General features: G+C 48.9%; 19 protein-coding genes. 6 read left to right on the top strand and 13 right to left on the bottom strand.

Going from position 1 to position 23,425, the window contains the following annotated elements; genetic code table 11:
- Positions 1-51: 51 nt before the first annotated feature.
- The gene (locus ACN0T0_RS09220) at positions 52-1,404 is read right to left on the bottom strand and encodes an aminotransferase (RefSeq protein WP_417225331.1); all 1,353 of its coding nucleotides are present in this window, start codon (positions 1,402-1,404) and stop codon (positions 52-54) included.
- 23 nt (positions 1,405-1,427) lie between these two features.
- On the bottom strand, positions 1,428-2,891 hold the full coding sequence (locus tag ACN0T0_RS09215; protein ID WP_417225329.1) for an NAD-dependent succinate-semialdehyde dehydrogenase: 1,464 nt from the start codon (positions 2,889-2,891) through the stop codon (positions 1,428-1,430).
- A 148-nt stretch (positions 2,892-3,039) separates the two neighbouring features.
- Between ACN0T0_RS09215 and ACN0T0_RS09210 the strand changes: the two genes are divergently transcribed.
- A complete protein-coding gene (locus ACN0T0_RS09210) occupies positions 3,040-3,963 on the top strand; it encodes a LysR family transcriptional regulator (protein WP_417225327.1) in 924 nt (307 codons plus the stop codon).
- Here ACN0T0_RS09210 and ACN0T0_RS09205 read toward each other — a convergent pair.
- The 4 genes from ACN0T0_RS09205 to ACN0T0_RS09190 are packed head-to-tail and all read right to left on the bottom strand — an operon-like array spanning position 3,928 to position 7,331.
- Positions 3,928-4,392 (bottom strand): universal stress protein, encoded by a 465-nt coding sequence (locus ACN0T0_RS09205; RefSeq protein ID WP_417225325.1) that lies wholly within the window; start codon positions 4,390-4,392, stop codon positions 3,928-3,930. The genes ACN0T0_RS09210 and ACN0T0_RS09205 overlap by 36 nt on opposite strands.
- Before the next feature lie 10 nt (positions 4,393-4,402).
- Positions 4,403-5,725, bottom strand: coding sequence for a TRAP transporter large permease (locus tag ACN0T0_RS09200; RefSeq protein WP_417225323.1), 1,323 nt, complete (start codon positions 5,723-5,725; stop codon positions 4,403-4,405).
- A complete protein-coding gene (locus ACN0T0_RS09195) occupies positions 5,715-6,254 on the bottom strand; it encodes a TRAP transporter small permease subunit (RefSeq protein ID WP_417225321.1) in 540 nt (179 codons plus the stop codon). The genes ACN0T0_RS09200 and ACN0T0_RS09195 overlap by 11 nt, the downstream gene beginning before the upstream one ends.
- Before the next feature lie 60 nt (positions 6,255-6,314).
- Positions 6,315-7,331, bottom strand: a complete 1,017-nt coding sequence (locus ACN0T0_RS09190) for a TRAP transporter substrate-binding protein (RefSeq protein WP_417225320.1) — start codon at positions 7,329-7,331, stop codon at positions 6,315-6,317.
- A gap of 199 nt (positions 7,332-7,530) precedes the next feature.
- Between ACN0T0_RS09190 and ACN0T0_RS09185 the strand changes: the two genes are divergently transcribed.
- The 4 genes from ACN0T0_RS09185 to ACN0T0_RS09170 all read left to right on the top strand — a co-directional run bounded on the left by ACN0T0_RS09185 (position 7,531) and on the right by ACN0T0_RS09170 (position 12,705).
- Positions 7,531-8,469 carry a LysR family transcriptional regulator gene (locus ACN0T0_RS09185; RefSeq protein ID WP_417225318.1) on the top strand — a complete coding sequence of 313 codons (939 nt, stop codon included), beginning with the start codon at positions 7,531-7,533 and terminating at the stop codon, positions 8,467-8,469.
- A 145-nt stretch (positions 8,470-8,614) separates the two neighbouring features.
- Positions 8,615-9,898, top strand: a complete 1,284-nt coding sequence (locus ACN0T0_RS09180; RefSeq protein WP_417225316.1) for an NAD(P)/FAD-dependent oxidoreductase — start codon at positions 8,615-8,617, stop codon at positions 9,896-9,898.
- Between the two features lie 310 nt (positions 9,899-10,208).
- Positions 10,209-11,612, top strand: coding sequence for a Na+/H+ antiporter NhaC family protein (locus tag ACN0T0_RS09175; RefSeq protein ID WP_417225624.1), 1,404 nt, complete (start codon positions 10,209-10,211; stop codon positions 11,610-11,612).
- Positions 11,613-11,739: 127 nt separating this feature from the next.
- Complete coding sequence (locus tag ACN0T0_RS09170) at positions 11,740-12,705, top strand: DMT family transporter (RefSeq protein WP_417225315.1); 966 nt, start codon at positions 11,740-11,742, stop codon at positions 12,703-12,705.
- Between the two features lie 38 nt (positions 12,706-12,743).
- On the opposite strand, the gene ACN0T0_RS09165 is transcribed toward ACN0T0_RS09170, so the two are convergent.
- The 4 genes from ACN0T0_RS09165 to ACN0T0_RS09150 form a co-directional block, all read right to left on the bottom strand.
- Complete coding sequence (locus tag ACN0T0_RS09165) at positions 12,744-13,202, bottom strand: SLATT domain-containing protein (RefSeq protein ID WP_417225313.1); 459 nt, start codon at positions 13,200-13,202, stop codon at positions 12,744-12,746.
- A gap of 256 nt (positions 13,203-13,458) precedes the next feature.
- A complete protein-coding gene (locus tag ACN0T0_RS09160) occupies positions 13,459-13,968 on the bottom strand; it encodes a Crp/Fnr family transcriptional regulator (RefSeq protein WP_417225311.1) in 510 nt (169 codons plus the stop codon).
- 187 nt (positions 13,969-14,155) lie between these two features.
- Complete coding sequence (locus ACN0T0_RS09155) at positions 14,156-15,016, bottom strand: DNA ligase (RefSeq protein ID WP_417225309.1); 861 nt, start codon at positions 15,014-15,016, stop codon at positions 14,156-14,158.
- 182 nt (positions 15,017-15,198) lie between these two features.
- Positions 15,199-17,202: a sigma-54-dependent Fis family transcriptional regulator gene (locus ACN0T0_RS09150; RefSeq protein WP_417225307.1), complete on the bottom strand. Its 2,004-nt coding sequence runs from the start codon at positions 17,200-17,202 to the stop codon at positions 15,199-15,201.
- Positions 17,203-17,620: 418 nt separating this feature from the next.
- On the opposite strand from ACN0T0_RS09150, the gene ACN0T0_RS09145 reads away from it, so the two are divergent.
- A complete protein-coding gene (locus ACN0T0_RS09145; protein ID WP_417225305.1) occupies positions 17,621-19,435 on the top strand; it encodes an NAD(P)-binding domain-containing protein in 1,815 nt (604 codons plus the stop codon).
- A gap of 393 nt (positions 19,436-19,828) precedes the next feature.
- On the opposite strand, the gene ACN0T0_RS09140 is transcribed toward ACN0T0_RS09145, so the two are convergent.
- The 3 genes from ACN0T0_RS09140 to mmsA all read right to left on the bottom strand — a co-directional run.
- Positions 19,829-20,857 (bottom strand): methionine synthase, encoded by a 1,029-nt coding sequence (locus ACN0T0_RS09140; RefSeq protein WP_417225303.1) that lies wholly within the window; start codon positions 20,855-20,857, stop codon positions 19,829-19,831.
- 44 nt (positions 20,858-20,901) lie between these two features.
- Positions 20,902-21,876 (bottom strand): DUF1852 domain-containing protein, encoded by a 975-nt coding sequence (locus ACN0T0_RS09135; RefSeq protein WP_417225301.1) that lies wholly within the window; start codon positions 21,874-21,876, stop codon positions 20,902-20,904.
- Positions 21,877-22,316: 440 nt separating this feature from the next.
- Positions 22,317-23,425, bottom strand: a 1,109-nt coding sequence (gene mmsA / locus ACN0T0_RS09130; RefSeq protein ID WP_417225299.1) for a CoA-acylating methylmalonate-semialdehyde dehydrogenase, incomplete at its 5' end; no start/stop codon positions are given.

Below are 23,425 nucleotides of genomic sequence, written 5' to 3'. Positions count from 1 at the left end.
ACCAGTTCTCAACCAACCCGATAGTGCAAAACAGTCAAAACTCAGCCCGTACTAAGCGGCGATCAGTCCTTTGCGGGTCACAAAGTCTAAGGTTTCATCCAGCGCAATAGCCAACTTATCGACCATTTCATCGATCTGTGCCTCAGTCATAATCAATGGCGGACAGAACGCCAGTGAATTACCCGCTACGGCGCGGATAATCATGCCGTGGTTCTGACATGACTGCACAGCGAACGCACCGACTTCTCCACTTTCAAAGGCCGCCCCGGTAGTTTTATCTGCCACCATTTCCAGTGCACCAATCATACCCGCACCACGAACTTCACCCACTAGCGGATGATCGCGGAACTCAGCCAGACGTTTCTGCATGTATTCGCCCATCGTCGCCGCATGACCGAAGATATTATCCCGCTCGTAAATTTCCAGCGTTTTAAGGGCTACCGCTGAAGCAACCGGATGACCTGAATAGGTAAAGCCGTGACCAAACACACCCACGTCTGCAGTCGGTTGAATCATTGCCTCATACATATCGCCGCGAATAGCGGCGGCACTGATCGGCATATAGGCAGACGAAAGCTGTTTCGCCATAGTCATCATGGCTGGCTTTTCGATTCCCATGGTGGTGCAACCAAAATCATTACCGGTACGACCAAAGCCGGTGATCACTTCGTCGGCCCAGAACAGAATGTCGTACTTATTCAGCACCGCCTGTACTTTTTGATAGTAACCGGCCGGTGGCACGATCACACCGCTTGCACCAGTAATCGGCTCTGCGATAAAGGCGGCAATCGTATCGGCACCCTCTTCCAGAATCAGTTGCTCTAAGTTGTTAACAATACGGTCAACAAACTGTTCTTCGGATTCACCCGGCAGGGCACCACGGTAATAATGCGGCGCATCGGTACGCAAAATACCAAGTGCATCAAACGGCAAATCAAAATAGGTATGGTTAGCATGCAAACCTGTCAGGCAAGCAGAAGCCACGGTCACACCATGATAAGAACGTTCACGGGCGATGATCTTGAACTTTTCAGGCTTACCGATTGCGTTAAAGTAATAACGCAACATCTTCACCTGACTGTCATTGGCATCACTACCGGAGTTACCGAAGAAAACTTTAGCATTCTCAATCGGCAGCATGGCGGTCAGTTTGTCCGCCAGATCGATACCCACCTGATGGGTTTTACCACCAAACATATGTGAATAGGACAGTTGCCCCATCTGCTCAGCCGCCGTATCGATCAGCTCACGGTTATTATAACCAAGGGAAGTACACCACAGGCCAGCAAGGCCTTCGAGGTACTGATTACCTTGGTTATCATAAACATAAACCCCGTCACCGCGCTCCATCGTCAGCGTTTCAGTGGCTTTAAAATTAGTTGTTGGGTAGATCATATTACTCATAACGCGTCTCCACTATGCGCAGCTTAACGCTGCAATGCGCCAAAACAGATGTACTTAGTTTCTAGATAATCATCCAGACCATATTTAGAACCTTCACGGCCCTGACCTGATTCTTTAACACCACCAAACGGTATTACTTCAGAGCTAATGGCGGTTTCATTCACGCCCACCATGCCATAATCGATCGCTTCCGATACCCGCCAGCTACGGCCCATACTCTCGGTATAGACATAGGCGGCCAAACCAAACTGGGTATCATTCGCCATCCGCACTGCATCCGCTTCAGTACTAAACTTAAACACCGGTGCAACCGGACCAAAAATCTCTTCGCGGAAGACACGCATTGAATCGGTAACGTTCGTGAGTACCGTTGGCTGATAGAAGCAACCACCCTGCTCACCCGGCTGACCACCGATCACTACCGTGGCACCCTCTTCAACGGCGTTCTGTACTTTAGAATGTATCTCTTGTGCGGCTTTCTCAGTGATCACCGGACCATGGGTTGTGTCGGCATCAAAACCATTACCGATACGGAACTCACTGACCGCAGCGCTGAATTTTGCAACAAACGCATCATAGATACCTTCTTGCACTAATAGACGGTTAGCGCAGATACAGGTCTGACCTGAGTTACGGTATTTCGCGGTTAGGGCACCAGACACCGCGATATCGAGATCAGCATCATCAAAAATAATAACCGGCGCATTACCGCCCAGTTCCATCGAGGTACGCTTAACCGTATCGGCACACTGTTTCATTAGTAGCTTGCCCACCGGCGTTGAACCGGTAAAGGTAACTTTCTTGACCGTTGGGTTAGAGGTCATCTCACCGCCAATCGCCGGCGCATCCATACCCGGCAAAACACTGAAAAGCCCTGCGGGCAATCCAGCACGATTGGCCAGTTCCACCAGCGCCAAGGCAGACAGTGGCGTTTCCGCCGCCGGTTTCAAGACAATAGCGCAACCAACCGCGAGAGCTGGGCCCACTTTGCGGGTGATCATGGCATTGGGAAAGTTCCAGGGAGTAATGGCCGCCACGACACCGACGGGCTGCTTAACAACCACACCACGACGATCCGACGGGGTTGGAATAATATCACCGTAGACCCGCTTGCCCTCTTCAGCAAACCACTTAACAAAGGATGCACCGTAGGCCACTTCACCACGGGATTCAGCCAGAGTCTTACCCTGCTCAGCCGTCATAATGACCGCTAAATCGTCGGTATTTTCAAGAATCAGTTGATGCCACGCTTCTAGCACATCACTACGGCTCTTCGCCGGTAATGCTTTCCATTCAGCCATAGCGCGATCAGCCGCGGCAATCGCGCGACGGGTTTCTGCAGCCCCAACACTGGCAACATCAGCAAGATGCTGACCGGTGGCAGGATCAGTTACAGCAAAGGTTTCACCGTTATCGCCATCGACCCACACGCCATCGATAAAGGCCTGAGTTTTAAGTAACGATGAATCTTTAAGTTTTATTGTCATTCTTTCTCTCCGGCAGGCAGTAGCTCAGCCAACTGCGTAATAGCTATATTTATAGATCGACAAGACTTTTGCTTATATAATTATTTATAAATATTTACATTTGCATAAACAAATGTAACAACCTCACTAACACGAACAAAGGGCCCCTATGGGACGTAAAAAAGCAGCACTCACCGGGCAACTGGCCGATATGGACCTTCGTCTGCTAAAAGTATTTAAAGCTGTGGTTGAGTGCGGTGGCTTTACGCCCGCAGAGCTTCAACTTAACCTTGCCAACTCAACCATCTCCAATTACATCGCCGATTTAGAAAAACGACTCGACATGCGATTGTGTGAACGGGGTCGGGCCGGTTTTTCGCTCACCGAGCAGGGCCAAACCGTCTATAACGCCACCTTAGAACTACTTAGCGCCATCGATCAGTTTAAAAACACCATTAACCAGAGCCATAACCGTATTCTGGGTGATCTTCATCTTGGTTTTGCTGAGCATATGCTGGGCGCCCATAACTCTTCGATTTTGAAAGTGCTGCATCTGTTCTCAATTAAAGCACCGGAAGTCAAAATCCGCATCAGCACCATGAGTTCTGACGATGTGATCGCCGCCTTACTCAACCAACAGGTGGATATCGGTATCACCGTCACCAGCCAACCCTACCCCGAACTGACCACCATGAAGTTGTTCGAAGAGGAGATGTTGCTCTACTGCGCACAAGACCATCCCTTGTTCAATCGCACCGATGAGATCCAAGCAGCCGAGTTACGCCAATACCGCTTTGTTGAGTCGCCTCGATTAATGACCGGTCGAGAGGTACATCCTGATATGAAACTTTGGAATAAACAGGCCAGAGCCCATCATCAGGAAGCGAGGGCCACGCTAATTTTGAGTGGCCACTACCTAGGATTTTTGCCCCGTCACCTAGTACGAAACTGGAGGCTAGAGAAAGATCTCCGCCCCCTGTTTAACGACCAATATGGCTACACCAACACCGTTAAAGCGCTATGGCGTAAACGACAACACAATCAGTTGATCATTCAGTTATTTACTGACTGTCTGGCCGAGACGACTGTCTGATTCATCACCCCGGACAATAAACACTGAGCAGGGGGCATGACGCACCACCCGCTCAGCATTAGAGCCGATAAAGTAACTACTAATGCCCGGCTTACGCGCCATCATAACAATCACATCACTGTTCAACCGCTCAGCAGTTTCCAGAATCTGGTCATGGGCCGTACCATCACGGTAAAGCGTCATCACCTTGATGTTATCCGGCAGATCGCAGAGCAGATCTTCCATCTCTTGCAGGGCTTCCTTACGATGCCCCTCATGAAGATTGCCATCAAACTGCGGATCACCCGCACGATGAACAAAGCTCTGATCAACATACAGCAGGTTGATCTTAGCGGGTATACCCGCCGCCAGTGCGGTGGCGATCTGCGCTAGTTCAAGCACCTGCTCTTTATGGGACAGATCCAGAGGTATAAGAATATTACTGTACATAACGAACTCCTTAACCCATCACTAAATTCGGCAACCAGAGCACGATCTCTGGAAACAGCATGCAGAGAATCAAAACCGTTAGGTTAAGCATGATAAACGGCGTCACTGATTTATAGATTTCAGACATGCCAATACCCGCCGGCGCAATACCCTTCAGATAGAAGAGCGCGAAACCGTAAGGAGGGGTCTGCACCGCAATCAGAATATTCAAAATCATCAGTACACCAAACCAGATCGGGTCATAGCCTAATGACACCGCAATAGGCGTAAACAACGGCGCACACATCAAGACGATAATGAACTCATCAATAATGAAGCCCAGTAGCAACATAATCAGCTGGAACATGATGATGATCATAATCGGCGGCAGATCCAGTTGACCGGTAAAGTCAGCCACCATGCTCTGCACACCCATCAAAAGATGGAAGTTACTGAATACCGATGCACCAAAGATGATCCACATCGCCACACTGACTAACGCCGCGGTCTGGAAACCTGATTGCAGGAACATATCCACTTTGAAACGCTTAAACAGCATCGCCAGTAACAGTGCCCCAACAACCCCGATTGCACCGGATTCGGTTGGCGTCGCTATACCGGTAATAATACTGCCCAGCACCGCCACAATCAGCAGCATTGAAAACAGACCATCACGGGCAATACGGAACTTCTCTTTGCCTTCCAGTTTGACGATATCTTTGTTGTCCATATCCCGTGGTGCCCGCTCAGGGAACAACCAACAACTAATACCAACATACAGCACCATCATCACCACGGTCAGCAGCGCAGGCATCATCGCTCCTAAGAACATCCGTCCGACGGAGTTTTGTGTCGATGCCGCAAACATGATCATCGGGATACTCGGTGGAATCAGGATACCCAGACCACCACCCGCCATAATAACGCCTAGCGCTAAGCGTTTATCATAACCACGCTCAAGCATAGGCCGCAGCGCGATACTGCCGGAGGTCATAATACCGGCGCCAATAATACCCACCATCGCACCGATCATGGAGCAAACGCCGATAACACTGATCGCTAGAGAGCCACGCACGCGGCCAATCAGCATCTGGCTGAAATTGAACATCGCATCACCGATGCCCGATTTCGTCAGCAACTGCCCCATGTAGATATAGAGGGGAATCGCCAACAGGATAAAACTAAAATAAGTGGATTCTAGGGTTGTCGGTATAACGTTAAAGATACCATCGCCCCAGGTCATATAACCCACGACCATCGCAATGCCACCCAGTGCCAAACCGACCTGAGCACCTAGGGCAAAAAACACCAGGATACACAGCAGAAGAACGATCGTTAACAGTTCAATTCCCATCACAATTCTCCTCAATAAGCGCATGGCCGGTCAGTAGAAAATACAGCTCTGCCAACATATCTCTTGCCAACTGGGCAATAAACAGACCACAGGCAATCACCATCATGATCCAGAAGTGAAACATTGGCGGAGCCCACTCACTTTGGCGACGATAATCAAATTCGATCGCTTCTTCATACTTGCCGATACTCACCATCACAATGATGACCAGAAAGAAGATAGCTAGCGAGAAAGAGATCAGATTAAAAACGCTACGGGTGCGACGAGACACCTTGAGGTAGAGAATATCCACATTGATATGCGCACGTTTTTGTTGTGCATAAGCACCGCCCAACGCGGCAAGATAACCAAACATAAAGAGGGAGAGATCAAACGCCCAAACGGTTGGTTTACCCAACACATAACGTGAAAAAACCTCAAATGCGACGACTAATGCCAACACCGGCATAATAAAAGAAGCGGCTCGGCCAGCCTGGCGCACCACCCAATCAATAGAAAGACAAAAATTTATCAGTATTATTTTAAGCATGAAAAGTACCTGCAACAAAAAAGGGGCACGATCGCACCCCTTTTAACTTATTCAAAATGCTTACTTGCTGGTTGCGCGTAGAATATCGATCAGCTCCTTGCTGTACTTATCCTGTGCCGCATACTCATCCCACAAACCTGCACCGGCGTCAGCCCATGCTTTTTTGTCGGCTTCGCTTGGCTCTGGGCTCCATTTCAGGCCCTTAGCTTCCATTTCAGTAACCGCTTCAGATTCCCATTTTTTAGACAGACGCAGTTGGTCAGCCGCATGTTGTTCTGTTGCTTTACGCACAACAGCTTGCAGGTCTTCTGGCAGTTTCTTCCAAGCAGAACGGTTAACAACGATTGGCAATACCTGTGCACCCGCCAACGGCAGTTTGTACATGTACTTAGCCACTTCAACGTGGTTACCATCGCGGTGATCGATCATGTTACTACCGATAGATCCATCGATAACGCCGGTAGCCAGTGACGTATAGATTTCGCTCCAAGAGAGTGATACAGGTGATGCACCCAAGTTACGCAGGAACTTACCGTAAGCACCTGGCGCACGGATTTTCAAGCCCTTAAAGTCTTCAACCGAGTTGATCTGCTCTTTAGTCAAGACATAAACCGGTGGCTGAATGTAAGGCTCAAGCCATACCAGTCCTTGCGAACCGTAGGCTTTGGTCAGTACTTTATCCCAACCTTTGTCGTGGAACAGGGATTGCAGTTCAGCAGGATCATCTGTGCCGCCTGGCAGACCGATCTCAACCACACCGGCAGGTAGCTCACCCGCATGCATAGACTGGAACGGAGCACCCATGGTGATCAGGCCGGATTTAACCGCGCCCAACAGACCGCTGGTGCCAACACCTTCGCCAGAATACAGTACCTGAACCTTAATACGGCCACCGGACTCAGTTTCGATGTTCTTCGCTAAACTTTCGTATACATCACCAAAGGCAGTACCACGGCCATAAAGGTTACTGAAACGCCAGTTATAATCAGCAGCGGAAACGTCAGCTGCTAACGTTGTAAGGCCTAATGTAACGGCCAAAGCGGAGGTCGATAGTTTTTTCTTAAGGTTTTTAATCATACTTCACCCAGTGTTTTTTAATATTTATGTCGCGGATTAAACTGTCTGTAGTCTTATCCTTACAAATTATATTGAAACGATAAATCATAAAGAATCCACCTTAACGTTTAACTTTCTTTACGTATCACTCATTATTAGGTATAAAAAACCGAACGAATGAATCATTCATCGCACCACTGATTAACTGAGGGTTTCGGATATGACGAAGTTTGCACTTGGCCAGTTGGGCGATATTGAAATCAAGCAACTCAAGATCTTTAAATCAGTGGTGGAGTGCGGCGGTTTTTCGGCAGCAGAGGCCGAACTCAATATCAGCCGCCCGACGATCAGCAATCATATTGCCGCGCTGGAGAAACGCCTCAATATCACTCTCTGTAAACGGGGCCGCGCGGGCTTTAGCCTCACCCCAGAAGGTAAAGTGGTATTCGATCAAACCTCCCACCTGCTACATAACCTCGAACGCTTTCGCAGCACCATTAATAATCTCGGCGAACACCCCGCCGGCAAGCTCAGAATTGCGCTGAGCGACACTTTCAGTACCGATCCACGCTTCAAACTGCCGGAAATCTTTCGCCATTTTTACCAACAAGCACCGGATGTCGAACTGCAGGTTGAAGTCGATCATATGAAAATGATGGAAAAGATGGTGCTCAATAATCAGCTCGATATCGCGATGATCCCCTACCATCGTAAATTTGAGGGGCTGAATTATATCCATCTTTTCACCGATGAGAACTATGTTTATTGCGGTAAAGACCACCACCTCTTCAACCTACCCGAAGAGCAGATAACTGAATCGGTGATCAACAGCTATAAACTGGTACATGCTGGCCTTAAGCCCCACGAAGAGATCTATCATCAACTGGCTCAGATGAACCTTGCGAGTACGTCCTATCACTACGAATCCCGTATCGCGATGCTGTTATCTGGCTGCTATATCAGCTTTCTGCCGGAAAAAGTCGCCCAGCCCTACATCAAAAAAGGGCTCTTAAAGGCGGTGGCGCAACAGGTCAAACATTTCCGTCTAGGGGTTGCTGTCATTACCAAAAAGTCAGCCCAGCCGAATAGAGCACGGGATATGTTTCTCCATTCAATCAGAATCATCCATAAAAACGCCGAAAACGCCCCGCCCTATTAACTGCACAATACTGATCTATCCCCTGGTAGGTATAGCCTCCCGAGCCAACAAAATATTATCGTATAGCCTCACTAAAAGGCTGGGCGGTAGAGCGCCCGGTTAATATCAGCAACACCCTACGGGGTCCGTAATACAGGTTTTTTATATGGCAGCTCCATCTCACACTACGTCATACTATGCCGCTTCCGCTAACGACAAAGCGCTTCGGGCACCGTTGGACCAACATATAAGCGCTGACATCTGCATTATCGGCGCTGGCTTCACCGGTATGTCATCCGCATTACACCTTGCCGAACAGGGCTTTAAGGTGGTGGTATTAGAGGCCAGCCGCATCGGCTTTGGCGCATCAGGCCGCAACGGTGGCCAAATCGTTCACAGCTATAGCCGTGATATCGATTTTATTGAAAAACATTACGGCCACGAAACCGGCCGAGAAATGGGTAAAATGGCCTTCGAAGGCGGGCAGATCATCCGTCGCCTCGTTAAGCAGTATCAAATTGATTGCGACTTGAAGGAAGGCGGTATCTTCGCCGCCTGTAATAACCGACAGCTACATGAGATGGAACAGAAGAAGGCGCTCTGGGAAGCTCATGGTCATCAGCAATTAGAAATGCTCACCGCCGATAGCATCCGCGATCACGTAGGTTCCAGCCGTTATAAAGGCGGTTTGTTGGATAAGAGCGGCGGCCATTTTCACCCGCTCAATTTGGTACTCGGTGAAGCTGCAGCACTAGAGAGCCTCGGTGGTGTGATCTATGAAGATTCGGCGGTTACCCGTGTCGATGAAGGCGATAAAGCGGTGTTACATACCGCCAAAGGCTCCGTTACCGCCGACTTTGTGATTGTCGCCGGTAACGCTTATCTGGGCGGTTTAATTCCCAAGCTGGAACAAAAAGCGATGCCTTGTGGCACTCAGGTGATTACCACTGAGCCCCTGAGTGCAGCGCAACAGCGCGAACTCTTGCCACAGGACAACTGTGTTGAGGACTGTAACTATCTACTCGATTACTTCCGTCTCTCCGGTGATGGCCGGCTGATCTATGGCGGCGGTGTTACCTATGGCGCACGAGAACCGGATAAGATCGAATCATTGATTGTGCCGAACATGCTGAAAACCTTTCCTCAATTGAAAGGCGTTAAGGTCGATTATGCCTGGACCGGTAACTTCCTACTGACACTGATGCGTCTGCCACAGTTTGGTCGTATCGGCAAGAATATTTACTACGCTCAGGGCTACAGCGGCCACGGTGTCACCAGTTCGCACCTAGCGGGTAAAGTACTCTGCGATGCCATTAAAGGTCAGGCAGAACGCTTCGATATTTTTGCCGGTTTACCGCAATACCCCTTCCCCGGTGGACGGGCGCTGCGCATCCCCTATACCGCCATGGGCGCATGGTATTACACCCTGCGTGACAAACTGGGTATCTAATCAGCCTCGGCACGCGGTCTTTGATGCATATAAATGCTTGAAGCCCCGTGCCAACATCGTGCTGTCATTCAATCACGCCCTGCGACTAGCACAGCATTCACCCTTTTATGGGTCCTCAATACCGTGAGATATTGGGGATTCAGGCTTTACACCATCAATTTATAACGATAAAAAAAGGTGCCATATGAGTACTGAGATCGGCCCGGCTGTCAGCCTCGACACCATGGCTATCAAGCCAAACAACACCCCAGATACGCCCGTTAATCGCCAAGGCAGCCCACAAAAATGGCTGATTTTTTTTAGCGCGATTATGGCCTTTTTTGCCTACCTTTCGACCCAGCATGTCGACGGCGAACCCTATGGCTTTTACAGTCTACTGCCCGCCATGCTCATTCTATGTGTGGCGGTAATCACCAAGAAACCACTGGAATCTATCTTCGCCGGTATTATTGCAGGCTTGCTGTTGCTCGACCCCAGTAATGTTGTCAGTGGACTGGGCGACCTCTCAATGTCGGTGGTCATGGATGAAACCATCGCCTGGATCGTGCTGGTATGCGGCATGATGGGCGGCCTGATCAATATGCTAGAACGGGGTGGCAGCGTACTCAGCTTTGGCGAGCTTCTGGCCAAACGGATTAAAACCAAGCGCGGCACCATGCTCACCACCTGTAGCCTCGGTATTATGGTATTTATCGATGACTACCTGAACTCGCTGGCAGTCTCTGCGTCGATGAAAAGCCTCACCGACCGCTATAAGATCTCCCGAGAAAAACTGGCCTTTTTAGTCGACTCTACCGCTGCACCGGTGTGTATTCTGGTACCAGTCTCAACCTGGGCGGTTTACTTTGCCGCCTTGCTGGAAGAAAACGGCGCCGCAGCCGAAGGCAAAGGTATGTCTCTCTATATCGAAGCCATTCCTTATATGGTGTATGGCTGGGCGGCACTGTTGGTGGTGTTTTTAGTGGCCTTAGGGATACTCGGTGATTTTGGCGAAATGAAACAAACCGAACAGCGCGCCCAAGCAGGTCAGCCCATCCCCGATGGGATTCAGCAAGATGGTTTCGATACCTCTAAGCTAAAGAAAACCGCACCGATCATTGGCCTATTAAACTTCCTGTTGCCGATGGCCGTGTTAGTCGCCGCCAGCGTCTATTACGATATCGACTTACTGCTAGGCGCACTGGTTGCCTCGATATTTACCATGGTGCTCTACTTCTGGCAGCGACTGCTTTCTTTTGCTCAGCTCGTGGATGCGATGTTGGATGGTTTTAAGGTAATGCTACACCCCATTGCGGTCGTCTGTGCGGGCTTTATGGTCAAAGAGATCAACGATCAACTCGGCCTAACCCCTTATATCATCGACTCATTGACCCCCTTCCTATCGAAAGAGATGTTACCCGCACTCGTGTTTGCTTCGATGGCGATGGTGGTATTTGCGACGGGTTCTAGCTGGGGTGTATTTGTCGTCTCCCTACCCATCGTTATCCCTATGGCCATTAGCATGGATATGTCGATGCCGCTCACCGTAGGCGCACTGCTATCCGCCTCAGCTTTTGGTAGTCACGCCTGTTTCTTCAGTGACTCGACAGTACTGTCATCCCAAGGGTCAGGCTGTACCCCGATGCAACATGCGCTGACCCAGATCCCCTACGCCTTAATTGGCGCCGTTATCGCTTTTATCTGTCTGGTAACACTGGGATTTATGCTGGCCTAACGTAGAATGTAGCATCGTTTCATGGAGACTTCGGTCTCCATTGTTTAAACCCATAGGGTCTCACGGTTTAACCCGCTTAACGATGCAGGCAAAACTGACTAACTAGCTTTATCGACAAGGACTTCCCATGCTTATCCGATCATCACGCACAGCACAACTGCTACTCCTGCTCGTCTGTTTTATCTGGGGCGCGGAGTTTGTGTTGATCGATCTAGCTATTGAAGAGATACCTACACACACCTTTAATGCCATCCGTTTCTTATTAGCAGGCTTATCACTGATCCCCCTGCTTTGGTTTAACCGACAGCAACTGGTCAACATTCGCTGGTTACCGCTTTGTGGCGCCAGCGCCCTGCTCGGTTTTTTGCTGTTTGTCAGTTTCTACACTCAGACAGAGGGCATGCATTACACCTCGGTGTCTAATGCTGGCTTTATTACCGGTTTAAACGTGCCGTTAGTGCCGTTGCTAGGCTTTCTGCTATTTCGTATCAAGGCCGCCACGGCGGTGTGGATCGGCATGGTGATCGCCACGGCAGGGCTCTATCTGTTAACCGTGGGTGATAAGCTGGAATTCAACCGGGGTGACACTCTCATATTGGTCTGTGCATTTGGCTTTGCCATTCATATTTTGCTGACCGGCCGCTTCGTCGATTCACTCCCGGTGATGCCCTTGAGCATCCTCCAGCTACTGGCCGTGGCTTTGTATAGCAGTATTGCTGCTTGGATTAGCCCTGAGCCCGCATTTTATCACTCGGATTCACCCCCCTTGAGTTGGCAGGACCTCGCCACTAACCCTCTGATTATCAGTGCGGTGTTGATTACCGGCCTACTGGGCACGGCCTATGCCTACTGGGCACAATCGGCCTGTCAGCAGATACTCGCCTCGCATCAGGTGGCGCTGATCTTTGCCACCGAACCCGTGTTTGCTTGCCTCTCCGCTTGGTTGTTCCTAAACGAACAACTAGGCACATTGGGGTTAGTGGGTGCAGGTATGATTATCGCTGCCATGTTGATCTCTGAACTCGGAGGCCGCCGAGGACGCGTGACGCTAGAGCCGCTCGATCAGAGTACCTCGGTATCACCAAAGCCATAACAACAAGCAGCTTTATCCATAGTCCGGCGCTTACGACCCTATTCCGCCGGAACGATATCCCCTTGTCGCCCCTGCACAATGCCAGAACTCCATTTTTCGGCCGAGTTATTCAATACTTTTTGCAGTCGATCAAAAAACACCTCAAGCTCTGAGGCCTTCAAGGTTTGGCTTTTAATCTGAAACATCAGCTCACGCCTTAAATCACACAGGGTGTAATAAGTGGTCCGCTCATGAATCCACAGTTCATCCGCCTTACGCAGCCCCTCGAGGGACGCGAGAATACCGGCAGTACCAGAGAAAACTAGAATAGCGACATTCAGATGGGTGGCATACGCTGGCAGATAAAGCGCTAACCCGGACAGCAGCGACAACATCGCGGTGAGACCAAAGGAGCCGTAGCGCAAGCGTCGATGTAAGGCTTTATGGGACTGAGAGTTGTCGCGAAACATCTCAATTTTTTTATCCAGTTCATCCACTAAAAACTGTTGCTGTTCCATGACGCTTACCCCCTAGGGCTGGTTGATAGAAACGGGCTTATTGAACCTCAGTGAAACAATGATCAGATAGATAGTCATCCGTTTTTAAAACAGCTTAGGCTTTCGAACCTAAGCTGATCAAAAATCGAACAATAGTTTGATAATAGTCCAGAGTTGAATAATCGGCCTGTTAACTCAACAATCAACGGAACTCATCGAGTGAGTTTCATCGTCACTTATTCAGCAAAGAGAGAGGTCGTAAAAGAAATAACCATCGTCAGTTTTTATCGGCATACATTTGATCAAGATGACTGATTTCACGGCTCATCTCGCGAGTGATATTGATCAGGAAGATCATAAACATCTCAGGATACTGCTCACACAGCCGGTGAAACAGTTCGGTACTGATTTTAAGCAGATACCCCTCGTTTTCGACAACGGCATCACCCCGACGGGCATGCAAGCCAATCATCCCAACAAAACCGATCTGCTCGCCCTCGGCATAGAGACGCATAGGCACACTCACGTCATCTTCAGGGCGATGCTGATAAAACCGCACTCCACCTTTGATAATGACATAAAACTGCTCAGAGACATCGCCAATACTGAATAGGCGATCACCCGGCTGCACCGATAACAGCTCCCCTTGCTGCAGTAAAAACTGCAAACTTTCATTAGACAAAGCACCGAACATAGAAAGAGACTGACAGAAGCCTTGCGGATACTGTTGCTCAAGCTCAGCAAGTGAAACAGCCTTCATAAGATAGCGTCCGTAATAATCCGACATAGGTGCCCCGTAACAACTGTTACGCTCGGCAATAACCGCATCATTATAGAATAGAAATAGACAATATCAGATACCTAAAAATAGATAGATGATCACCAAGGCAAGCCCAAGGGCAGGCAATCCGTAGAAGCAACGCGACTATGCCAACTCGCCCTTAGGCATCACAGAATAACAAGCCAATAAACACTCACGGCTGACGCACCCGCATAAAGCTGGCAAACCGAGGCACACCCTTTGCACTCACTCCGGTATATTTATAGGTAACGATACTACCAATGGCCGGTGGGTTCTGCCGTTGTTGGTCGGTAAAGCCACTGCCCAGTTTAAAACGGATACCCGTCGGCGTTTCAACTAACAATGCACCGAGCATACCCACATACTTCCCCTTCCCCGGCTGGTGCCCAATCACTTTAGCTTCCGCATCCTGCCATCGTTTCAGCTTTAACAGGTGATCGCTACGCCCCGCTTGATACCGCGCATTCTGATGGTGCAGCATCAAGCCTTCGCCGCCTTCAGCAACCACCCGTTCTAACCACGCCATTAGCTCGCTATCACTTGACACTCGCCGCTGTTCGATCAACTGAATCCAGTCCCGATCGACCCTGTCCACGAGCTGATGTAATTGCTTTAAACGCTGACTAAAGGTGCCGGGAAATCGGGGCAGATCGAATAACATAAACTTGACCTGCCGCCAGCCATTCAAGGCATCCTGCGACCCGTCGATATGGCTACGTCGGATCAATGCGGACACCGCAGCAAACTGCCCTCGCCCGATCCACAGCTCACCATCCAGGGGCTGTTCGGGTAAAACCTCGGTGAACCAATCCGGCGCATCTATCCGGTAGCCTTGTCGTGTTAAAAGCTGCTGACCATCCCAATACCCTCGCACACCATCGAGCTTTTCACTCACCCAATATTGAGGTACATCGAGGCCAGCATGGTAGACCGTTGCGAGTTGTAGTTTAGGTTTATCAGCAAAGCTTTTATCAGCCAAACCAAGAGCAGTCATCAATAGAGTGATGAGCAGCACCAGAGCATGAAAAGACATAAGGCAATTGCGGTTTAGCCTGAAGCCCGAAGGCCATGCGCTGCGCTTACAATTGAGAGGGACAGCAATAGCTTGGCATCGTTTGCCAATAAGAAGAAAGTTCATACGGTACATCCTTGTACTGTGTTTTTAAGCAGTTTTTCATAAAGTAAAAATCGATGCAAATCTTGATTAGAGAATAGCTAAACATCCCTCGGCAAGCTAATCCCAAGCTTTTTCATTCGTCTATAAACCGTCGGCCGAGATACCCCTAACTGTTTAGCAACAGCAGAAATGTTCCAGCGCTGCTGACGGAGCCTATCAATTAGTGTTTGCTGCTCGGAGATGGCATCAACCTTATCTAACAAAGGATCCAACCAGGGTTCTGGCGACACTGTTGATGCGTAATGAGGGGTTGGTGATTGCACTGATAAAGCAAGAGTCGGTTTATCCAGTCGCCCGGCAATGCACTCTTCCGGTAAATGGTGGACGGTAATCTCTCCCTCTTTGCAGACAGCTTCGGCAAACGTAAGCGTGTTAACTAACTGCCTAATATTACCTGGCCATGAGTAGGCCAGTAACGCACTCATCGCATCGGCGCGGAGTCGAGCAGCGGGGTTGATACGCTTTAACAGCAACTTGATTAGGTACTGCTTATCGACCCGCGCTTTTAAAGCGGATAGCTTTAATGTTGCGCCGTTTAGCCTATAGTAAAGGTCTTCTCTAAACAGTCCGTCAGCAATCAGCTGCGTCAGATTACAGTGCGTGGCCGCAAGAACACGGACATCAATATTAACTGGCTGTGATGACCCAAGGGGTAACACCTGCCCTTCGGCTAATACCCGTAATAAACGACTTTGTAGCTGTAACGGCATATCGCCAATTTCATCTAAAAAGAGTGTGCCGCCATTGGCTTCTTGAATCAGGCCCTTTGCACCTTTTACTCGGCCTCCGGTAAAAGTACCCGGCGCATAACCAAACAGCTCACTTTCGATTAATGATTCAGGGATAGCGGCGCAGTTAACAGCCATAAAAGGCTGATCCGACCGATGGCTGGTTGCATGAATGGCTTTAGCCAGCACCTCTTTACCTGTGCCCGTTTCACCTAAAATAAGCAGGCTAACATCACGATGGCGTAACCGCTTAGCTAAGCTAATCGTTTGCCGCATAGCAGGATCATCAGCACACAGCTTATCTAACGGTGGGACTGACTCCTCTTGTGAGGCTAACACTTCTGATACGTTCAACTGGCTAGAGGTATTCGTCCTTGGCTCAATCAAAATGCCGTATAACATTTGCTGAGAGCCTGCTACCCGAAACGCACGGACGCCATCTTTGCTTTCGTAAGTGATAGATAAAATATCCCGCCACTGGCACTCCAATAAGTCCGGTAATGAAGTCGAATCGGTTGCGAAGGGCTGATATTGCGCCAGCAAAGCGCGACCCGCGGTATTAGCCGCCAGGATATTGCCTTGCTCATCTAAGGCAAACAATAACTGGCCATTGACCTGAACCAGCTCACGGGATTGATCACACTTAAAAATCAAACTATGGCGATAGCGCCGTAAGAAATAAGCATCTTCAATCAGACGGGCATACAGTTGCGTTAGGTGTAAGGCAAAGTTTTGGCTTTCAGGGGTACGGGATGAGTCTAATGCAGAGATATCCAATACCGCCAACAACTGCCCGGATGGATCTTTAATCGGTGCCGCCGTGCAGGTTAGGCTGATATGGGAGCTATCGAAGTGATCTACACGATGACAAGTCAGTGCTTGCTGCTCTTGAATACAGGTGCCTACTGCCGATGTGCCAGCATATTGCTCACTCCAATCAGCCCCCAAGTAAAGCCCTGCTTTATGCAAGCGGTCATCATCATGCTTATTACCTAAAAACTGAACGGTAATCCCCCGATGGTCACTTAATAACAGTACGTATCCAAGGCCAGAAATTTGTGTGTACAGCTGTTCGACACCGGCACGCGCGACGTTCAAAAACTCATCCACCGAATCTTGATGCTCACGTAATGTTTGATGGGTGACGATGCGCGCCGGCCTTGGCTGGCTCGGATCTAAACCATATTCTGATAAACAGCGTTGCCACGAACGCCCAATCAACTCATGGGTGGGCGAGTAACGTTTATTGGTTGACTCATGCCCGCCATAGCTGAGTATGGTATCGATATGACGACGTTGGCTTGCGTTATTCATGCCTATTCCTAGCCCGTGACTGTTATTTTTATTTCACGATCCCATCGAGTCTACCGCTGACAAGAGGCGTTTTCTATACTTCTTTCAGGCATGTATCTAACCTCACCTTCGGTCGTCAAATTCGATCAATGGTGTAGCTGCAAGCCGCATAAAATCGTTAACTGAAAAGCGTTACACCTGTAACGTTCACGACCATCCAGCGTTACAGCTGTTATGTGTTCGCATTACAGCTGTAACACTCAGCGAGAATCTCAAATTTAACTTATCTCACTCAACACAGAGCAAATAACCAAAAACTTACCATATAATTCAAATACTTATATTTTATAAAAATTAAAACTGCTGATACTGGCACGTTTGCTGCTTTATCTCCTAGGTCAACGCAGCACAAAAAAAACAAACTGCACTGGAGATAAATATGACCCATACCGCACTAACCGCTACTCATAAACCCACACTTGACGCTGTCGCATGGGTGGAAAAGTTAGCCGCTACACTCAGCTCTACATCACCCGCCGACGCCGTCTCTTTATTTGAAGAAGATGGATACTGGCGCGACCTAGTCGCCTTTACATGGAACATTAAAACCATGGAAGGCCGTGACGCTATCAGCGACATGCTCACCGCCACCATGACCGATGCTGCACCGAGCAACTGGCAAGTTGAAGAAGACGCCACTGAAACCGATGGCGTAGTCGATGCTTGGATTACCTTCGAAACGAACATAGCGAAAGGTCGTGCCTATGTGCGGTTACGCGATGGACTCGCATGGACCTTCCTTACCACCATGACGGAGCTAAAAGATTTTCCCGAAAAGCGTAACAAATTACGTCCCAAAGGTGCTGAACACGGCGCGAACAAAAACCGCCAAACGTGGCTCGAAAAACGTCAGCATGAAGAAGCTAACTTAGGCTACACCGAACAGCCCTACTGCTTAATTATTGGTGGCGGACAAGGCGGGATCGGGTTAGGCGCACGCCTTCGACAATTAGAAGTACCCACCATCGTGATTGATGCGTTACCTAAGCCGGGTGATACATGGCGTAATCGTTATAAGTCGCTTTCGCTGCACGACCCTATTTGGTATGACCATATGCCTTACATACCTTTCCCTGAAAACTGGCCAGTATTTACCCCTAAAGACAAGGTGGGGGATTGGCTCGAAATGTACACCAAGGTCATGGAACTAAATTACTGGGGATCAACCCGCTGCACACGCGCAAAATATGATGAGGATAAGCAAGAGTGGACGGTAGAAGTCGATCGCGATGGCGAAAAGCTAACGCTACACCCTAAACAGTTGATACTGGCAACCGGTATGTCCGGCATTCCCAACATGCCCGATATTCCGGGCATGGATACCTTTGAAGGCGAGCAACATCACTCGAGCCAGCACCCCGGTGGCGAAGCCTATAAAGGTAAAAAATGCATCGTGCTGGGCGGTAACAACTCAGCCCATGATATTTGCTGTGCCCTCTGGGAAAACGATGCCGATGTGACCATGATTCAACGCTCTTCGACACACATCATCAAATCAGATTCGTTAATGGAGCTAGTGCTAGGCGGTTTGTACTCTGAAGAAGCGGTTGAAAATGGTATGACGACCTATAAAGCCGACCTCACCTTTGGCTCGGTTCCGTTCAAGATCATGCCGCAATTTCATATTCCTGCCTATGAAGCCGTTGCAGAGCGCGATGCCGAATTTTACCAACGCCTAACCGATGCGGGATTCTTACTCGACTTTGGTGAAGACGGTTCAGGGCTATTCATGAAATACCTACGTCGTGGATCGGGTTATTACATCGATGTCGGTGCATCCGATCTCGTTGCCGACGGTGAAATTAAACTCAAATCCGGGGTATCAATTGCCAAAGTAAAACCGAAATCGGTTGTTCTTACCGATGGTACAGAGCTAGAAGCAGATTTGATTGTGTACGCTACCGGTTTTGGTTCGATGAACGGCTGGGCCGCTAAAATCATCTCCCAAGAAGTCGCCGACAAAGTGGGTAAATGTTGGGGCTTAGGCTCCGATACCGCGAAAGATCCAGGCCCATGGGAGGGTGAATTACGCAACATGTGGAAGCCAACTCAGCAAGAAGCATTGTGGTTCCATGGCGGCAATCTACACCAGTCCCGCCACTACTCACAGTACCTATCGCTGCAAATTAAAGCCCGCATGGAGGGTATCGACACGCCGGTTTACGGACTGCAAGAGGTCCATCATCTAAGCTAGCTCTATGACACGTTGGCAGCGGTAATCGCTGCCTTTTTTACGAACGCCTAGCACATCAACGTCGCACTGAGGCCCATACCGCATCCCACGGGCTTTTGCTGATGTGCTTTTTTAATGTTAAAAAGTCTCAGACCTTAGGAGCAAAACAATGAAAGGTATCCAAGGTAAAATCGCACTTGTTACCGGCGCCGCTAACGGTATCGGCGCGGCCATCACCCGGCGCCTCTATACCGAAGGGGCTTTGAATAACGCACCACCAACATAACGATGGCCCGTCTGAACGGTTTAGAGATTATGCACACGCTTTTGTACGCATCACCAACAAGCACGTTTAATCTGATAAGAAACAAAGCGGGTCAAGAGGCAACAAGCAACACCTGACCCAGTCACTTTTTAGGCCAAGAGTTCGCGTCGAACAATCTCCGCGCCAGCCCTTAAAGCATCAAGCTTGGCGCTTGCCACTCCACGCGATAAAGGTGCCATGCCACAGTTGGTGCATGGATAGAGCTTGTCAGCATCAACATACTTGAGCGCTTCTCGTAAAGTATTAGCGACCTCTTCGGGGGTCTCAATGGTATCGGTTGCCACATCAATAGCCCCTACCATCACTTTTTTACCTCGAATAAGTTCCAGTAACTCAAGCGGCACATGAGAGTTGTGACACTCTAATGAGATAATATCGATATTCGATTTTTGCAGTTTAGGAAACACCTCTTCATATTGTCGCCACTCAGACCCCAATGTCTTTTTCCAATCGGTATTGGCTTTAATGCCATAGCCGTAGCAAATATGTACCACCGTTTCGCACTTTAGCCCCTCAATGGCTCGCTCTAAACACGCGATCCCCCAATCATTAACGTCATCAAAAAAAACATTAAAGGCAGGTTCATCAAACTGGATAATATCGACGCCCGCCGCTTCTAACTCTTTAGCTTCTTGATTCAGAATTTTGGCAAATTCCCAAGCCAGTTTCTCACGGCTTTTATAGTGATCATCATACAAGGTGTCGATCATTGTCATGGGGCCTGGCAGCGCCCATTTAATCGGTTGTTGGGTTTGTTGGCGTAAGAATTTAGCGTCTTCCACAAAGACCGACTTGCGGCGCTGAACAGGGCCAACGACCGTCGGTACACTCGCATCATAACGATCACGAATTTTAACGGTCTTACGTTTTTCAAAATCAACACCATCAAGGTGTTCAATAAAGGTCGTCACAAAATGTTGCCGCGTTTGTTCGCCATCACTGACAATATCGATACCGGCATGTTGTTGCGTTTGTAATGCCACCCGTAAGGCGTCGTGTTTACCGTCGATTAATTCCTCACCTTGCAGTTTCCAGGGTGACCAAAGTGTCTCAGGTTCCGCCAGCCAAATAGGTTTAGGTAAGCTGCCTGCCGTTGAAGTCGGTAATAATGTTTTCATAATAAGTCATGCCGTCTGTGTAAGTAGATGATTGTAGGTAGCGCTTAAGCGTAATTAGCGGACCATTGTTCCAGCACGGTTTGGTAGGGCTTGATGAAGTGTTCTTCAGCAAACTTCCCTTGCGCATTGGCTAATTGGCTTCGCTCTTCTCGGTCATAAATAATTTGAGTGACTGAGTGGTCCTGATTTTTCAACTTAGGCTGGTAGCGTTGGCCTGCCACCGCGTTGGCATTATAAATTTCAGGTCGGTATATTTTCTGAAAGGTCTCCATCGTACTAATCGTGCTGATCAGCTCGAGGTTGGTGTAATCGTTGAGTAAATCGCCAAAGAAGTAAAAGGCCAACGGCGCAACGCTATTTGAAGGCATGAAATAACGAACCTGCAAGCCCATTTTTTCAAAGTATTGCTCAGTCAACGATGGCTCATTTGGCTGGTACTCAAAGCCTAAAACAGGATGTTGGTTTTCTTTCCGATAATAGGTTTTGTTATCAGACACACTGAGGCAAATAACCGGTGGCTTTTTAAAATGCTGCTGGTAAGCCGTCGAATTCACGAAATATTTAAAGAGCTTTCCGTGTAGCTCGCCAAAGTTCTCTGGCACAGTAAATTTGGGCTGGTTCTTGTTATGATCCATCAACAACACGCTAAAGTCATAGTCACGCACATAAGAGGAGAAGTTATTGCCAACAATACCTTCGATACGTTCACCGGTTTGATGATCAACAATGTTTGTTTTCAACACTTCAATGGCGGGGAAGCTCTGACCATTGCCTTCAATGTCCATATCAACAGAAATAATATCCAGTTCGACAGAATAACGATCTCCGTTGGGATTATCCCAATGCGCCAAAGCATTAAAACGGTTATCAATCATCTTTAAGGTATTGCACAAATTCTCTTGACGGCTCTCGCCTCTCGCCAAATTCGCAAAATTGGTCGTGATACGCGTATTCTCTAACGGGCGATAGTTCTCATCGAAGCCTATGCTCTTAATCGTAAAGGTAAAGTCTGTGTTCATTGTAATAGCACCCTAATGTCTGAGATAAAGCCTGAGCTTATTCCTTGCTATTTCTAGACAGTCTCAATTTTTATTCCGGTTTCTCCAGCGAGTCGCCGCCACAATTGTTTGATATGTGGGGGCTCGCCAAGAATCAACGGCAATCGTGTCTAGGCTTTATAGCTGAGGCTATTTTATACCCGCACCGTATCATGAATGAAAATGGTTTATATTTGATAATACGTGAATATAATTCATAAACAATTATATTCGACACTCTAAGCGGGTATTCATCAGGTTGATCTACTGTTCATTACCGGCCATGAAGCTCATCATCAGACACAAAAAACCGGTAGCCGCGTGAACGGCTACCGGTTAATCGAAGATCCTCAAAAGGCACTCATTAAAGTGCCTCTTTGACAGATGAATCAGCAGGATTGCCCTACTGACTCATTACCACCTTAGCTTGGGAAGGCGAACGAAACACCTTCACGCACACCACTGGAAGGCCAGCGCTGGGTGATAGTTTTACGTTTAGTGTAGAAACGTACGGCATCTGGACCATAAGCGTGTAGATCACCAAACAATGAACGCTTCCAACCACCAAAGCTGTGGTACGCCACCGGTACTGGTAACGGTACGTTAATACCAACCATACCTACTTGAATATTGTCTGAGAAGTAACGCGCCGCTTCACCGTCACGGGTGAAGATACAGGTGCCATTGCCATATTCATGGTCATTGATCAGCTGCATCGCCTCTTCCATGGTATTCGCACGGACCACCTGTAATACTGGGCCGAAGATCTCCGCTTCATAGCTGGACATGCTCGGGGTTACATTATCAATCAGCGTCGCGCCAACAAAGAAACCATTGTCGAAACCATCAACGACCGGGTTACGACCATCGACCACAACCGTCGCACCATCCGCTTCGGCGCTATCGATAAAACCGTTCACCTTTAACTGATGAGCACGGGTAATAACCGGGCCAAAGTCGTTTTCGCTGTTGCTGTAGGCACCCACTTTAAGTGGCTCCATTGCCGCTTTCATTTTCGCGACCAGGGTATCTGCCGCCGCATCACCAACAGCAACCGCAACAGACAGCGCCATGCAACGCTCACCCGAAGAACCAAAGGCCGCGCCTAACAGTTGGTTAACGGCGTTATCCATATCCGCATCGGGCATAACGATGGCATGGTTTTTCGCGCCACCCAGTGCCTGACAACGCTTACCGTTGGCATTGGCCGTGCTGTAGATATATTCCGCAATCGGCGTAGAACCGACAAAGCTCACGGCTTTAACACGACTATCGGTCAACAGTACATCCACCGCTTCTTTATCACCGTTAACCACGTTGATCACGCCTTTAGGCAGACCCGCTTCTTGCAGCAACTGAGCGATAAAAAGCGTGGATGATGGATCACGTTCAGACGGTTTGAGGATAAAGGTGTTACCGCAAACAATCGCCATGGGATACATCCACAGTGGCACCATCGCGGGGAAGTTAAACGGCGTAATACCCGCCATCACACCTAGTGGCTGAAATTCACTCCAAGAATCGATACCGG

The organism is Amphritea sp., from assembly GCF_048266285.1.
GTDB lineage: Bacteria > Pseudomonadota > Gammaproteobacteria > Pseudomonadales > Balneatricaceae > Amphritea.
Note: the sequence above shows the minus strand (reverse complement) of the source record. Positions and strands in the feature narration are given on the sequence as shown.